This is a genomic window from Paraburkholderia sp. D1E (assembly GCF_052682275.1).
On record NZ_JBQYMB010000001.1, the window covers coordinates 5,061,596 to 5,076,373 of the forward strand.

15 protein-coding genes are annotated in these 14,778 nt (G+C 62.7%); 11 read left to right on the top strand and 4 right to left on the bottom strand.

Annotated elements, in window-relative coordinates:
- The first annotated feature begins 454 nt into the window (after positions 1 to 454).
- The 11 genes from ACUN0E_RS22690 (at position 455) to pyrF (ending at position 12,026) form a co-directional block, all read left to right on the top strand.
- On the top strand, positions 455 to 1,432 hold the full coding sequence (locus tag ACUN0E_RS22690; RefSeq protein WP_445568010.1) for an IclR family transcriptional regulator: 978 nt from the start codon (positions 455 to 457) through the stop codon (positions 1,430 to 1,432).
- Positions 1,429 to 2,490: a 2-dehydro-3-deoxygalactonokinase gene (locus tag ACUN0E_RS22695; RefSeq protein WP_445568011.1), complete on the top strand. Its 1,062-nt coding sequence runs from the start codon at positions 1,429 to 1,431 to the stop codon at positions 2,488 to 2,490. Before ACUN0E_RS22690 ends, ACUN0E_RS22695 begins: the two co-directional genes overlap by 4 nt.
- A 36-nt stretch (positions 2,491 to 2,526) precedes the next feature.
- Positions 2,527 to 3,207, top strand: coding sequence for a 2-dehydro-3-deoxy-6-phosphogalactonate aldolase (locus ACUN0E_RS22700; RefSeq protein ID WP_445568012.1), 681 nt, complete (start codon positions 2,527 to 2,529; stop codon positions 3,205 to 3,207).
- Positions 3,204 to 3,980, top strand: coding sequence for an SDR family oxidoreductase (locus ACUN0E_RS22705; protein WP_408231309.1), 777 nt, complete (start codon positions 3,204 to 3,206; stop codon positions 3,978 to 3,980). Before ACUN0E_RS22700 ends, ACUN0E_RS22705 begins: the two co-directional genes overlap by 4 nt.
- Positions 3,981 to 4,190: 210 nt before the next feature.
- Positions 4,191 to 5,189, top strand: a complete 999-nt coding sequence (locus tag ACUN0E_RS22710) for an arabinose ABC transporter substrate-binding protein (protein ID WP_120289501.1) — start codon at positions 4,191 to 4,193, stop codon at positions 5,187 to 5,189.
- A gap of 184 nt (positions 5,190 to 5,373) precedes the next feature.
- A complete protein-coding gene (gene araG, locus ACUN0E_RS22715; RefSeq protein WP_408231313.1) occupies positions 5,374 to 6,915 on the top strand; it encodes an L-arabinose ABC transporter ATP-binding protein AraG in 1,542 nt (513 codons plus the stop codon).
- A gap of 54 nt (positions 6,916 to 6,969) precedes the next feature.
- Positions 6,970 to 7,986 (top strand): L-arabinose ABC transporter permease AraH, encoded by a 1,017-nt coding sequence (gene araH / locus ACUN0E_RS22720; protein ID WP_054034524.1) that lies wholly within the window; start codon positions 6,970 to 6,972, stop codon positions 7,984 to 7,986.
- Between the two features lie 52 nt (positions 7,987 to 8,038).
- Complete coding sequence (locus tag ACUN0E_RS22725) at positions 8,039 to 8,839, top strand: SDR family NAD(P)-dependent oxidoreductase (protein WP_445568013.1); 801 nt, start codon at positions 8,039 to 8,041, stop codon at positions 8,837 to 8,839.
- Positions 8,836 to 9,813, top strand: coding sequence for an SMP-30/gluconolactonase/LRE family protein (locus tag ACUN0E_RS22730; protein WP_445568014.1), 978 nt, complete (start codon positions 8,836 to 8,838; stop codon positions 9,811 to 9,813). Before ACUN0E_RS22725 ends, ACUN0E_RS22730 begins: the two co-directional genes overlap by 4 nt.
- Positions 9,814 to 10,035: 222 nt before the next feature.
- Complete coding sequence (locus ACUN0E_RS22735) at positions 10,036 to 11,088, top strand: aldose 1-epimerase (protein WP_445568015.1); 1,053 nt, start codon at positions 10,036 to 10,038, stop codon at positions 11,086 to 11,088.
- 122 nt (positions 11,089 to 11,210) lie between these two features.
- Complete coding sequence (pyrF, locus tag ACUN0E_RS22740; RefSeq protein WP_445568016.1) at positions 11,211 to 12,026, top strand: orotidine-5'-phosphate decarboxylase; 816 nt, start codon at positions 11,211 to 11,213, stop codon at positions 12,024 to 12,026.
- Between the two features lie 28 nt (positions 12,027 to 12,054).
- Here pyrF and ACUN0E_RS22745 read toward each other — a convergent pair whose 3' ends face one another.
- From ACUN0E_RS22745 to thiL, 4 genes are all read right to left on the bottom strand, one after another.
- On the bottom strand, positions 12,055 to 12,567 hold the full coding sequence (locus ACUN0E_RS22745; RefSeq protein ID WP_445568017.1) for a cupin domain-containing protein: 513 nt from the start codon (positions 12,565 to 12,567) through the stop codon (positions 12,055 to 12,057).
- A gap of 22 nt (positions 12,568 to 12,589) precedes the next feature.
- On the bottom strand, positions 12,590 to 13,090 hold the full coding sequence (locus ACUN0E_RS22750) for a CinA family protein (RefSeq protein ID WP_408231331.1): 501 nt from the start codon (positions 13,088 to 13,090) through the stop codon (positions 12,590 to 12,592).
- Between the two features lie 73 nt (positions 13,091 to 13,163).
- Positions 13,164 to 13,736: a phosphatidylglycerophosphatase A family protein gene (locus tag ACUN0E_RS22755; RefSeq protein ID WP_445568018.1), complete on the bottom strand. Its 573-nt coding sequence runs from the start codon at positions 13,734 to 13,736 to the stop codon at positions 13,164 to 13,166.
- Positions 13,726 to 14,724 carry a thiamine-phosphate kinase gene (thiL, locus tag ACUN0E_RS22760; protein ID WP_445568019.1) on the bottom strand — a complete coding sequence of 333 codons (999 nt, stop codon included), beginning with the start codon at positions 14,722 to 14,724 and terminating at the stop codon, positions 13,726 to 13,728. The genes ACUN0E_RS22755 and thiL overlap by 11 nt, the downstream gene beginning before the upstream one ends.
- Positions 14,725 to 14,778 lie beyond the last annotated feature (54 nt).

Here is a 14,778-nt window from a genome sequence, read left to right on the forward strand (position 1 = left end):
GTAAGTGCCCGCCCCGCACAGGGGCGACGCTAATAGACCAATAAGAATTCAAGGAAAGGCCAACGCCATAAAAACACAGACAAACAAGCGCCGCGACGACAACCAACTCACCAAAAGACATCTCCGCCAAAAAACACATCCAAAACCCGCCCGTAGGGCAATCAAAACCACCTCGGCAAGGGGAAATCCCATTATATGAATCTAACATTCACATATTGGAGATTTCTCAAAAACCGACCTACAATCCAGCCAACGCGCTACCGCTAGCCAGAAAAACTGGCCGCGACCAGCGACAGCCAGAAAAAAACCGGAGACAAGTCAAACCATGCCTAACACCCAAAGGCAGCGCCCGCCTGCTCGCGCCACCGGCAACACACACTGTGCTGCGAGCAAAACAGACTTCCTCTCCGGCCCCGCGCTGTAAGCGCAAAAAACCACCGAAAAGCAACTCGCCATGAACAAAGCGATGCCCACTCACGCCGTCCGCGCGTCCGAAGTCGATCTGGCACCGCAAGCCGATCGCGCGACCAGCGCTGCGCCGCAGCCGGCCGCCAACGCCGCTAAAGCACACCGCGCCAACGCGCAACCGGCCGTGACTGACGAAATCGCATTGCCGAGCACGCTGCTCGACATCACGCCGCAACAAGCCGGCACGCAAACGCTGCTGCGCGGCCTCGCGATTCTGGAAGCCGCCGCTGCCGGCGTGCGCGATCTACGCACCTTCGGCGCCGCGCTTGGCACGACCCGCAGCACAACGCATCGGCTGGTGAGCAGCCTCGTGCAGGCGCGCTATCTGCGGCAGGTGCAAGGCGGCTATCTGCTCGGCCCGAAGCTGATCGAACTCGGCACCATCGCGCTCGAACAGATGCCGCTCACCGCAGTCGCGCGTCAGCATCTTGAATCGCTCGCCGAACAGACACTCGATACGATCCATCTTGGCGTGCGCGACGGCGATGACGTGCTGTACATCGACAAGATCCCTGGCACCCGTGGCCTCGAAATGCGTTCGCGCGTCGGTCATCGGATGCCACTGGCGTCGACGGGTATCGGCAAAGCCATGATGCTCGACCTCGCGCCGGACGTATGGCAGTCGCTCTTCGAAGCATCGCGGCGCGCGCTCGCCGGTGTCAGTTTCAAGCCGGATAACCGCCCGGACGCGGTGACGTTCATGCAGCGTATGACTAACTACGCCGCGGGTGGCTACACCTTCGACCTCGAAGAAAACGAAGCGTCGATCCGATGCGTCGCGGCGCCGGTGCGCGATGCATCGGGTGCGGTGGTGGCTGCGCTGTCGGTGGCGAGCACGATTCCGTATATGTCGCTCGAACGCATGGATGAACTGATTCCGGTCGTGCAGCGCGAAGCGCGCGCAATCTCGGAAGAACTCGGCTGGCGTGCCCCGCAACCGGCAACCCGCAGGATCAAACGATGAAGCGAGCGGGTTCTCACACGCACGCGGTCAATCCGGTGAACGACGCCGCCGCGACCGCCGACGCCAACCTCCAGCACGCAGCGCTCATTGCGCTTGACTGGGGCACGACGTCGCTGCGCGCCTATCTGTACGACGCGGCCGGCGAGGTGCTGGCGACGCGGGCTTCGACGGCCGGCATCATGAATTTGCCGCTTGGCGCCGAGCACGGCGGCTTCGATGCCGCCTTCGAGGACGCGTGCGGCGGCTGGCTCGAGCAGGCGCCCGCCGTGCCGGTGATCGCTGCCGGTATGGTCGGCAGTGCGCAAGGCTGGGTCGAAGCGCCGTATGTCGACGCGCCGGCGAGTGCAGATGCGCTGGTGGCCGGCATCGTCCGGGTAAAAGCCGCGTGCGGCGCGACGCTGCACATCGTGCCGGGCGTCCTGCAACGTGGCGAATTGCCGAACGTGATGCGCGGCGAGGAAACCCAGATCTTCGGCGCACTCGGTCAGGAGACGGGTGCCGTGGATAGCAGCAGGCGCACGCTGATCGGCTTGCCTGGCACCCACGCGAAATGGGCCGTTGTGCAGGCGGGGCGCATCGAACGTTTTCATACCTTCATGACCGGTGAAGTGTTCGCGGCATTGCGCGAACACACCATCCTCGGCCGCACGATGATCACGCCGGATCGTCCGGATAACGAGGCATTTCTGCGCGGCGTGAACATCGCCCGCGACAAAGGTCAGGCGGGCATGCTGGCCACCGTATTCAGCGCCCGTACGCTCGGCCTTACCGGACAACTCTCGCGCGAACAGCAGCCGGACTATCTGTCGGGCTTGCTGATCGGGCACGAACTGGCCGGTCTCGAAGCCGTGCTCGCGCAACAGCAAAACTCGCTCGCGCGGCAGCACTTGCGCCTGATCGGCAATGAAGCGTTGTGCGAACGCTATCGCGTGGCGCTTGCGCAATTCGGCTGCACTCATGCTGAGTTGGTGAAGCACGCCACCGAGCGTGGTCTGTGGCGCGTCGCTACCCAGGCAGGGCTCGTCAATCCCACGCCTCAAGCGGCGCACGCCGGCTAAGCGGCAGCGCTGCCGCCTACGAAACAAGGAACCAAGATGCAACCTCACATCAATCTACCCGCCCCGTACATGCCGCACGCGGGTCTGATCGCGGCGTTCGAGGTCTGTCCGCTGATCGCGATCATGCGCGGTGTGACGCCCGCGGATGCCGCCGAGCACGGCCAGGCGCTTTACGAAGCCGGTTTTCGCATCGTCGAAGTGCCGTTGAATTCGCCGCGGCCGTTCGACAGCATCGCGGCGATCCGCAAAGCGTTGCCGGCCGATGCGATCGTCGGCGCGGGTACGGTGCTGCATTCCAGTTTCGTGAATGGCGTGAAGTCGGCGGGCGGCGAACTGATCGTGATGCCGCATAGCGACCCGGAGGTCGTCGGTGCCGCGAAAGCGCAAGGCATGGCCTGCGCGCCGGGCGTGGCGACGCCGAACGAAGCCTTCATCGCGCTGAAAAACGGTGCTGATGTGCTGAAGATGTTTCCCGCGGAACAGCTCGGCTGCCAGGTCGTGAAGGCATGGCGCGCGGTAATCGCGGCAGAAGTGCCGCTGGTGCCGGTCGGCGGGATCACGCCGGACAACATGGGCCCGTTCCTCAGCGCCGGCGCCAATGGATTCGGCCTCGGCTCGGCGCTGTACAAACCGGGTCAGAGCGTCGCTGTGACGGCCTCGCATGCGAAGGCGTTCATCAACGGGTTGCGTATCGCCCGCGCAGGCGCGAAGAAATGAAGCGGCTCGCCGGCAAAGTCACGTTGATCACCGGCGCCGGGCGTGGCATCGGTGCGGCGATCGCACTCGCGTTTGCGCGCGAAGGCGCTGCGGTCGTGCTGGCTGAGCTCGATATCGAAACTGCGCAGCAGACCGCGGAACAGATCAGGGCGCAAACCGGTGGACGCGCGCTGGCGGTGCATACGGATGTGACGCAATCGGCTTCGGTTCAGCGCGCGGTGAGCGAGGCCGAACACGCGTTCGGCGCGCTCGACGTGCTGGTCAACAACGCGGGTATCAACGTGTTCTGCGATCCGCTGACGATGAGCGACGACGACTGGCGCCGTTGCTTCGCGGTCGATCTCGACGGCGTGTGGAACGGGTGTCGCGCGGTGTTGCCGGGCATGGTCGAACGCGGTGCGGGAAGCATCGTGAATATCGCGTCGACGCATGCGTTCAAGATCATTCCGGGGTGCTTTCCGTACCCGGTCGCGAAGCATGGCGTGATTGGTCTGACGCGCGCGCTTGGCATCGAATACGCGCCGCGCAACGTGCGGGTCAACGCGATCGCGCCGGGGTATATCGAAACGCAATTGACGCACGACTGGTGGAACGAACAAGCCGATCCGGCGGCCGCGAAACAGGCGACGCTCGATCTGCAACCGATGAAGCGCATCGGCCGCCCGGAAGAAGTGGCGATGACGGCAGTGTTTCTCGCCTCGGATGAAGCGCCGTTCATCAACGCCACCTGTATCACCGTGGATGGCGGTCGCTCCGTGCTGTATCACGATTGAACGTAGCGGCCCGGCAAGCAACAGGAAGCAGGGCCAGCAGTTTCGGTACAGGAACAGGCAGCAGGAAAAGAAGCAAACAGGCAGTAAAAACAGGCAAAAAACAAAGCACCAAAGTTTCACCGGACGACGCGCTGGCCGCGTGTGTCACAACCGGTACAAGAAGACGCGGCCGATACCTTCTCGTTATCAATTAGTCAGGAGACACGCATTATGAAACGAAGAATTTTCCTCACGCTGGCAGCAGCGGCGACGGGTGTGCTCTTCAATGCACCGGTCGCGCAAGCTGCGGATCCGGTCAAGATCGGCTTCCTCGTGAAGCAGCCGGAAGAACCGTGGTTCCAGGACGAATGGAAGTTCGCGGAAATGGCTGCCAAGGAGAAGGGCTTTACGCTGGTGAAGATCGGCGCGCCGTCGGGCGAGAAGGTCATGAGCGCAATCGACAATCTGTCGGCTCAGAAAGCGCAAGGCTTTGTGATCTGCACGCCTGACGTCAAGCTCGGACCGGGCATTGTCGCCAAGGCGAAGGCCGATGGCCTGAAGATGATGACGGTCGACGACCGCCTCGTCGATGGCGCGGGCAAGCCGATTGCGTCGGTGCCGCATATGGGCATCTCGGCGTACAACATCGGCAAGCAGGTGGGCGACGGCCTGGCTGCGGAAATCAAGAAGCGTGGCTGGGACATGAAAGATGTAGGCGCAATCGACGTGACCTACAACCAGTTGCCTACCGCCGTTGACCGTACCACCGGTGCAACCGCTGCGCTCGTCGCCGCTGGTTTCCCGAAGGCCAACGTGATTGAAGCGCCGCAAGCGAAGACCGACACGGAAAACGCCTTCAACGCAGCCAACATCGCGTTCACCAAGAACCCGCAGTTCAAGCACTGGGTGGCTTACGCGCTGAACGACGAAGGCGTGCTCGGCGCGGTGCGCGCAGCGGAAGGCCGCGGCTTCAAGGCGGACAACATGATCGGTATCGGCATCGGCGGTTCGGACTCGGCATTGAACGAGTTCAAGAAGCCGACGCCGACCGGCTTCTACGGCACGGTCATCATCAGCCCGAAGCGTCACGGCGAAGAAACTTCGACGCTGATGTACGACTGGATCACGCAAGGCAAGGAACCGCCGATGCTCACGCTGACAACCGGCATGCTGGCCACGCGTGACAACGTCGCCGATGTGCGTCAGAAGATGGGCCTCGCGGCAAATTAAGCGGCTTGATTGAGTACGCGGTGACATGAAGTGAACTGCTGGTGCGTCGTTTCTCCAAGGATTGGGCGCACCGGCAGCCATCACCGGCAGTAATAAAAGTTGAGAAGTTGAGACAGACCACGCTTGGTGCCCATGTGGCACGCATAGAAGCACGGTTCACACGAAGCAATGAGAGGGAGGCGAAGTGTCAGCGACGCTACGTTTTGACAATATCGGCAAAGTCTTTCCAGGCGTGCGCGCGCTCGACGGTGTGTCCTTCGACGTCAACGTCGGGCAGGTGCACGGCCTGATGGGCGAAAACGGTGCAGGGAAATCGACCCTGCTGAAGATTCTCGGCGGTGAGTATCAGCCCGACTCCGGTCGCGTGATGATCGACGGCAATGAGGTGCGCTTTACGAGCGCGGCATCGTCGATCGCGGCGGGGATCGCGGTGATTCACCAGGAACTGCAATACGTGCCCGATCTGACGGTCGCGGAAAACCTGCTGCTCGGCCAGTTGCCGAACTCGCTCGGCTGGGTCAACAAGCGCGAAGCCAAGCGTTTCGTGCGTGAACGCCTTGAAGCGATGGGTGTGGCGCTCGATCCGAACGCGAAGCTGAGAAAGCTCTCGATCGCGCAACGGCAGATGGTCGAAATCTGCAAGGCGCTGCTGCGTAACGCGCGCGTGATCGCACTGGATGAACCGACCAGCTCGTTGTCGCATCGCGAAACCGAAGTGCTGTTCAAGCTGGTGCGCGATCTGCGTGCCGACAATCGCGCAATGATCTACATCTCGCACCGTATGGACGAGATCTACGAATTGTGCGACGCCTGCACGATTTTTCGCGACGGTCGCAAGATCGCCTCGCATCCGACGCTCGAGGGCGTGTCGCGCGACACCATCGTCAGCGAAATGGTCGGACGTGAAATCGCCGACATCTATAACTATTCAGCGCGTCCGCTGGGCGAAGTGCGCTTCGCGGCGAAAGCGATCGAAGGCCATTCGCTTTCGCAGCCCGCCAGTTTCGAAGTGCGGCGTGGCGAGATCGTCGGCTTCTTCGGTCTGGTGGGCGCGGGCCGCAGCGAACTGATGCATCTGGTGTACGGCGCCGATCACAAGAAGGGCGGCGAAATCGTGCTCGACGGCAAGCCGATCAAGGTGCGTAGCGCCGGCGAAGCGATCAGACACGGCATCGTGCTGTGCCCGGAGGACCGCAAGGAAGAGGGCATCGTCGCGATGGCGACCGTGTCGGAGAACATCAATATCAGTTGCCGGCGTCACTATCTGCGCGCGGGGATCTTCCTCGACCGCAAGAAAGAAGCGGAAACCGCCGACCGTTTTATCAAGCTGCTGAAGATCAAGACGCCGAGCCGCCGCCAGAAGATCCGCTTCCTGTCGGGCGGCAACCAGCAGAAGGCGATTCTATCGCGCTGGCTGGCCGAGCCCGATCTGAAAGTGGTGATTCTCGACGAACCGACGCGCGGAATCGACGTCGGTGCGAAGCATGAGATCTATAACGTGATTTATCAACTGGCCGAACGTGGCTGCGCGATCGTCATGATTTCGTCGGAATTGCCGGAAGTGCTCGGCGTGTCCGACCGGATTGTCGTGATGCGTCAGGGCCGGATTTCCGGCGAACTGTCACGCAAGGAAGCAACGGAACAAGCAGTGTTGAACCTCGCGTTGCCGCAAAGCTCGACCGCACTGCCCGGAACCGAAACCGCAGCCACCGAGCAAGCGGCCTGAACATTATCTGGACGAAAGTCCGGCAACCCGTGGGGAACGGGAGGAGTATTCAAAATGCAAGCCAGAGAAAACCTCGCGCAACAAGCCGCAAAAAGTGCGGCCGAAGCGCTGATTCCACAAGGCAACGACAAGGCGAAATGGTGGCAGCAGATCACCGAGTACAGCCTGATCCTGATCTTCATCGTGATGTTCATCACGATGTCGCTGACGGTCGACCACTTCTTCTCGATCGAGAACATGCTCGGTCTCGCGCTGTCGATCTCGCAGATCGGCATGGTCGCGTGCACGATGATGTTCTGTCTGGCCTCGCGCGATTTCGACCTGTCGGTGGGGTCGACGGTCGCGTTCGCCGGTGTGCTGTGCGCGATGGTGCTGAACGCGACCGGTAATACGTTCATCGCGATCATTGCTGCGGTGGCGGCGGGGGCCGTGATCGGCTTCGTCAACGGGGCGGTGATTGCCTACCTGCGCATCAACGCACTGATCACGACGCTCGCGACGATGGAAATCGTCCGCGGTCTCGGCTTTATCGTCTCGCACGGGCAGGCCGTGGGCGTGTCGTCGGATACGTTTATCGCGTTGGGCGGTTTAAGCTTCTTCGGCGTGTCGCTGCCGATCTGGGTCACGCTGCTGTGCTTCATCGTATTCGGCGTGATGCTCAATCAGACCGTGTATGGCCGTAATACGCTGGCAATCGGCGGCAATCCGGAAGCCTCGCGTCTTGCGGGTATCAATGTCGAACGCACGCGCGTTTACATCTTCCTGATCCAGGGCGCAGTCACGGCGCTGGCCGGTGTGATTCTGGCTTCGCGGATTACGTCGGGTCAGCCGAATGCGGCGGAAGGGTTCGAGCTGAACGTGATTTCGGCTTGCGTGTTGGGCGGCGTGTCGCTGCTCGGCGGTCGCGCGACGATCTCCGGTGTTGTGATCGGTGTGCTGATCATGGGTACAGTCGAGAACGTGATGAACCTGATGAACATCGACGCGTTCTATCAGTACCTGGTGCGCGGCGCGATTCTGCTCGCCGCTGTGCTGCTCGACCAGTTGAAGAACCGCGGCTCGCGGGACTAAACCCGCGACTCAATTCACGACCTACTCACATTGCTCTAAAAGGAATCGAACGATGTCGTCTCCGGCCAATGCAAACGACCGTCTCGCGGATAACGCGTTTGCCCGCTATCCGAGTCTCGTCGACCGAACCGTGTTGATTACGGGTGGCGCGACTGGAATCGGCGCATCGTTCGTCGAGCATTTCGTGGCGCAAGGCGCACGCGTCGCGTTCTTCGATATCGATGCGACCGCGGGCGACGCGCTCGCCGATGAACTCGGCGATTCGAAACACAAGCCGCTGTTCCTGCCGTGTGATCTGACCGACGTCGATGCGCTGCAAAAAGCGATCGCCGACGTGAAGGCTGCGCTCGGTCCGATTCAGGTGCTGGTGAACAACGCGGCGAACGACAAACGCCATGCGATTGGTGACGTGACGCGTGAGTTTTTCGACGCGGGCATCGCGGTGAACATCCGTCACCAGTTTTTCGCGGCCCAGGCCGTGATGGAGGACATGAAAGCCGCTAATGCGGGTTCGATCATCAACCTCGGCTCGATCAGCTGGATGTTGAAGAACGGTGGCTATCCGGTGTACGTGATGTCGAAATCGGCGGTGCAAGGCTTGACGCGCGGCCTCGCGCGCGACCTCGGTCATTTCAACATTCGCGTCAATACGCTGGTGCCGGGCTGGGTGATGACGGAAAAGCAGAAGCGTTTGTGGCTCGATGACGCGGGCCGTCGCTCGATCAAGGAAGGCCAGTGCATCGACGCTGAATTGCAACCCGCCGATCTCGCCCGCATGGCGCTGTTCCTCGCCGCCGACGACAGCCGGATGATCACCGCGCAGGACATTGTCGTGGACGGAGGCTGGGCGTGAGTGCGGGCGCGCAGGGTGTGCGTGCAGGATCACCTGCACCTCGTGCGGCGCTGCTGCTCGACACGAAATGCACGCTCGGCGAAGGCGCGACGTGGTGCGCGAAAACCGGCCGCTTCTACTGGACCGATATCGAAGGTGCGCGATTGTGGCGCTATGACCCGAGCGATGGCCGCAGCACGTTCTGGCGCATGCCGGAGCGTCTTGCCACGTTCGCGCTGTGCGCTGATCCGCACTACCTGCTGCTGGGGTTGGCGACGCATCTGGCGTTCTTCGATCTGGCAACCGGCGAAACGCAACGTATCGTCGACGTCGAACCTGGCTTGAACACGCGCGTGAACGACGGACGCTGCGATCGTCAGGGGCGTTTTGTGTTTGGTACCAAAGATGAAGGCTCGCCGTTGCAAGCGGTTGGGGGGTTTTATCGGCTGAACCATGATTTGTCGCTGGAGCGTTTGCCGCTGCCCGCACCGGCGATTTCGAATGGCATTGCGTTCAGCCCTGATGGCGCGACGATGTACTACTGCGATTCGCCGACACGTGAAATCCGCGTCTGCGACTATCGCGCGAACGGCAGCATTGCCAACGACCGCGTCTTCACGAAATTGACAGACGCCACCGGCGTGCCCGACGGCTCGACCGTCGACCGCGACGGTGGTGTGTGGAACGCGCAATGGGGAGGCAGGCGAGTGGTGCGGTATGGCCCCGACGGCGTGGAAACCGAGCGCGTCGGCGTGCCGACCGTGCAGCCGAGTTGTGTTGCGTTCGGCGGCCCTACACGGGCGTCTCTTTCGCGGCGCTCCCCAAGGGGACTTCCTCCGGGGCGTGCGCAACTCGGTACGTTGTACATCACGAGCGCACGCATCGATCTCGATGCCGCTGCGCTCGCGGGCGATTCCCGTGCGGGCGGCGTGTTCATTGCAACGCCCGGGCGACGAGGTTTGCCGGAGCCGGTGTTCCAAGGCTCGCCCGTATAGCGCAGAATGACTTGGCCTCAGTTTCGAGGCAGCAGCGGAGTGTAGTCGAGCAGTGACTTTGAAAGTGAATCAGCAGTTGATATCGCGAACCCAATGCCAGCAAAACTGGCAGCAAATCGGCAGCATGCAGTTCGGACCCAGAGGCGACCGGTGCAAAAAAATCGCCCAATAGCATCCGTCAGCAATGACGGCAACGTCCCACGCCTCTCGATGGAGCCAGATATGACTGTTGCGAATCTTGTTTCTGCTTCTTCTCAGTCCCGACGCGCGCGTCTCAACGCAGCGGCCAATCCGGTGCTTCCGGGTCCCAGTACGTCGGCGGTCGCGGTCGGTGAGACGAGCGGCGGCGAGCTTGCGTGCGTCACGCTTGCCAACGCGCATTTGCGCCTCGACGTCGCGCCGACGCTCGGCGGCGGCGTCACCCGTTTCGACTGGCGCAACGACGGCGCGCTCACGCCGATCTTCCGGCGTTGCCGTCATGTTTCAACAGATACCGAGCCGAACCAACTCGCCTGCTATCCGCTGCTGCCGTATTCGAACCGGATCGGCGGCGGTCATTTCAATGTAGCGGGACGACGGGTCGAGGTGCCGCAAAATCGCACCGACGAACCGTTTCCGATTCATGGTGACGGGTGGCTCTCCGCCTGGCAGGTCGCCGAATCGGACCGCGAAAATGTCCGTCTGACGCTCGATCGCCACGACGGCAAACCCTATGCATTCCGCGCGTCGCAAACCTATACGCTGGACGGCCCCACGCTCACCATTACGCTGGAAATCGAGAACGCTGGCCGCGAGGCGCTGCCGTTCGGGCTGGGCGTCCACCCGTTTTTCGTGCGTGACGCGGATACCGAATTGTCGGCAGCCGCCGGCGGCCTGTGGCTCTCCGGCGATAACTGGCTGCCGGTGCGTCACGTGCCGGCGCCACCCGCATGGCAATTCGGCGTGGCGTATCCGCTGCCGGAAGCCATCGTCAATCACGCATTCACGGGCTGGAGCGGTCAGGCGGCGGTGGTGTGGCCGAAACGGCGCCTGTCGCTGAATATCGCCGCCGACACCGACTATTACGTGTTGTACACCCCACCGGGTGAAGATTTCTTCTGCTTCGAGCCGGTCGATCATCCGATCAACGCGATGAATCTGGCCGGCGGCGCGTGCGAGAACGGTATGACGATGCTGGGACGCGGTGAGCGCCTGACGCGTACGTTCCGCTTCACCATCGAGCGCACGGGTTTGCGCGCGATGCCGGGTGCGCGTGGGTCGCGGCGGCGGCAGTAGCAGAGGACGGGGGCCGGGGCGCACGTCTTGGCTCTCGCCGGCATGGCACGTCGCTGCGGCTTGCCGCACAGGACGGGTAAAATACGCGCCTCTTCCGTTATCGGCTCGCCGCGAGACTCACCATGTCCAATTTCATCCAGACACTCAACGACGCCTGGCAGCGCACGAACTCGCTGCTGTGCGTCGGCCTCGATCCCGAGCCCAGCAAATTTCCGGGCGCGCTCGCGGGGCGTCCCGAGGCGATTTTCGACTTCTGCCGCACCATCGTCGACGCGGTCGCACCGTATGCGTCGTCGTTCAAGCCGCAGATTGCTTACTTCGCCGCCCATCGCGCGGAAGACCAACTTGAGCAGCTGATCGCGCACATTCATGCGAATCACTCCGGCCTGCCCGTGATTCTGGATGCGAAGCGCGGCGATATCGGCAGCACCGCCGAGCAGTACGCACGCGAGGCGTTCGAGCGCTATCAGGCAGATGCGGTGACGGTGAATCCGTATATGGGTTTCGATTCGATCGAGCCGTATCTGGAGCACGAGGGCAAGGGCGTGATCGTGTTGTGCCGGACCTCAAACGCGGGCGGCTCGGATCTGCAGTTTCTGGAGACGGGCGGGCGTCCGCTGTATCAGGTCGTCGCGCAACTGGCGGCGGACAAGTGGAACGCGAGCGGCCAACTGGGCCTCGTGGTCGGTGCGACCTTCCCGAAGGAAATCGAAGTGGTGCGTGGAATCGTCGGCGATATGCCGCTGCTGATTCCGGGCATCGGCGCTCAGGGCGGCGACGTTCAGGCGACGGTTAACGCCGGTCGCACGGCGAACGGCACGGGCATGCTGATCAACTCGTCGCGGGCGATTATCTACGCCGGCAAGGACGACGATTTCGCTGAGGCTGCGGCGAAAGCGGCGATGGAAACGCGTGACCGGATCAATGCGTTTCGGTGATGGCGGATTGGGGTGAAGACGGCTGCCGTTAAGGCGTCGGCCCCAGCCGCGCAATCAACGCTGCATGCTGCGGATGCCGTGCCTTTAGCGCCTCGACATCCGCAAGCTCAAACTCGCTGAATTCGAAACCCGGCGCCACCGTGCAGCCCACCAGCGCAAACGTCGCCGGGTCTGCGCATTCCGCTGCAAACCAGAGACCCGCAGGCACTACCGCCTGGAACACGGCGTTCGAATGTGACAGCGCATTGCCCAGCTTGTGCGTAATCAGCGACCCCGCTTCGTCGAGTACGTGAACGTTCAACGGCTCGCCGGCATAAAAATGCCAGACCTCGTCGGACTTGATCCGATGCCACGCCGAATGTGCGGCGTCACAGAGCAGGTAGTAAATCGCGGTGGAGGCGGAGCGCGTCTGCGGCGAACCGTCATCGCGACGTACGGACTCCGCGGACCGATACGTCTCGCTGAAAAATCCACCTTCCGGATGCGGCTTCAGATCGAAGCGGCGGATCAATTCGTCTTTGGCCAGGTGCAAAGCAGGCATCGTGGGCGGCGCCTCAGGGAAGTTAATGTTCGCGCTCGTCGAGCAGGGCCAGCATGCCGCGCAGCGCGTGCGCGGCGGCCTGCACGCGGATCTTCTCGCGGTCGCCCTTGAAAACCTTGGTTTCCACCGACGTATGCAGCCGATTGCTCCAGCCGAACGACACCATGCCGACAGGCTTGGTGTCAGTGCCGCCGCCCGGGCCGGCGACGCCGGTAATCGACAGCGACACCTGCGCACGACTGTTGCGCAGCGCGCCCTCGGCCATCGCGCGCGCTACTGGTTCGCTGACCGCACCGTGTTTTTCGATCAGGTCGGCCGGCACGCCGATCATTTCGGACTTCGCCTGATTCGAATACGTAACGAAGCCGCGCTCGAACCAGCCGCTGCTGCCGGAAATATCGGTGATCGCGGTCGCCACCATGCCGCCAGTGCAGGATTCGGCGGTGACGAGCATCAGGCGCTCGTCGCGCAGGCGGTTGCTCACGCGAATCGCGAGCTGGTGAACCACGGAATCGGTAGGCATGGCGTCAATCCGGAAAACGGGGAACTGCTGCGGAGGTACCGGCGGGCTGCGGCCGACCGGCACCGGCCAACGGTTAAACCGACATGCGCCAGAGCGCAATCACGAGCAGCGTGAAAAACGCGGCGACCAGGTCATCGAACATGATGCCAAAGCCACCTTTCAGTCGGCGGTCGAAATAGCCGATCGGCGGCGGCTTCACCATGTCGAAGAAGCGGAACACGATGAACGCCCAGAGTTGCCCGGTCAGCGTGACCGGCGTGACCATCAGCAGCACCAGCCAGAACGCGATGATTTCGTCCCAGACGACCGGCGACGGATCGTCGGTGCCCAGCTTCTTCGCGGTAAAGCTGCAAATCGCAATGCCGCCAAAAAAACCGGCGACGATCAGCACGCCCCACTCGATCACGGTGAGATAGCGGCTCAGGACGGCGAACGATGCCCATGCCAACAGCGTGCCGATCGTGCCGGGCGCAATCGGCGACAGGCCGCTGCCGAAACCCAGCGACAGAATGTGCAGCGGATGCGACAGCATGAAACGCGCAGTCGCGCGGCGCGGTTGAGGACGCGGCGGGCGCGGGCCGGACGCGTTGGGCTGAGGGTTGCCGATGAGATCGTCGGCGGGAACCAGCGGGGGATCAGTCTGCATGGAAATGGTCGAAACCTTGCAACGTCAGAGTGAGAGGCGTGCCGGCGGCATCGCGCCAGCCAATCGCCGGGCGGTCGGCCGCCGTTTGAAGAGCGCTTATTGTACCGATGCGGGTGACCGATATCGCTGTCTCGCGGCCGGCTGCTTCGACCTTGGTGCGTGCTGCAACCGGCGCGGTGAAGCACAGTTCGTAGTCGTCCCCGCCGGCTAGCGTGCAGCGCTGCTGGATCTCCGGCGGCAGGCGGCGCAGTGCGGCCGAACATGGCACGGCGTCGACGTCGACCGTGGCGTGCACGTTCGAGCGTTCCAGGATGTGCATCAGGTCGCCGGCGAGACCGTCCGACAGATCGAGCGCTGCATGCGCGATGCCCCGCAACGCGAGACCGAGGAAGACACGTGGCTCCGGGCGTTCTAGGGCGCGACGAAATGTCGCAACGTCGCTGGCATCGGCAGACCACTCGCCGCGTTGGACGCCGAGACCGGCGCGGGCGTCGCCGAGCGTGCCGGAGATCCAGATGTCGTCGCCCGGCTGCGCGGCGTCACGGCGGAGCGCAACGTGTGGCCGCACGCTGCCGAACACAGTGATACACAAGTTCAATGGACCGCCTGTCGTATCGCCGCCGATCAGATCGCAGCCGTAGCGCTCAGCCAGCGCGAAAAGGCCCTCGCTGAAGGCGGCGAGCCATGCTTCATCGGCCGTTGGCAAGGAAAACGCCAGCGTGAACGCCTGCGGCTCAGCGCCCATTGCGGCGAGATCCGACAGGTTGACCGCGAGTGCTTTATGACCGAGCGCCTCGGGATCGACATTGGGAAAGAAATGGCGGCCTTCTACCAGCATGTCCGTCGATATCGCCAGCATTTCGCCCGGACGCGGCGCAAGCAGGGCGCAGTCGTCGCCGATACCGAGCGTGCCATCGGTGGCACGGGACGCCGCAGTAGTTGCGCGGCGGGCGAAGAAGCGATCGATCAGCGAAAACTCGGAGAGCATGGTGGCGGTGGGTGAATGGATAAGTGCAATGAAAAGCCGCTAACGGTGTGCATT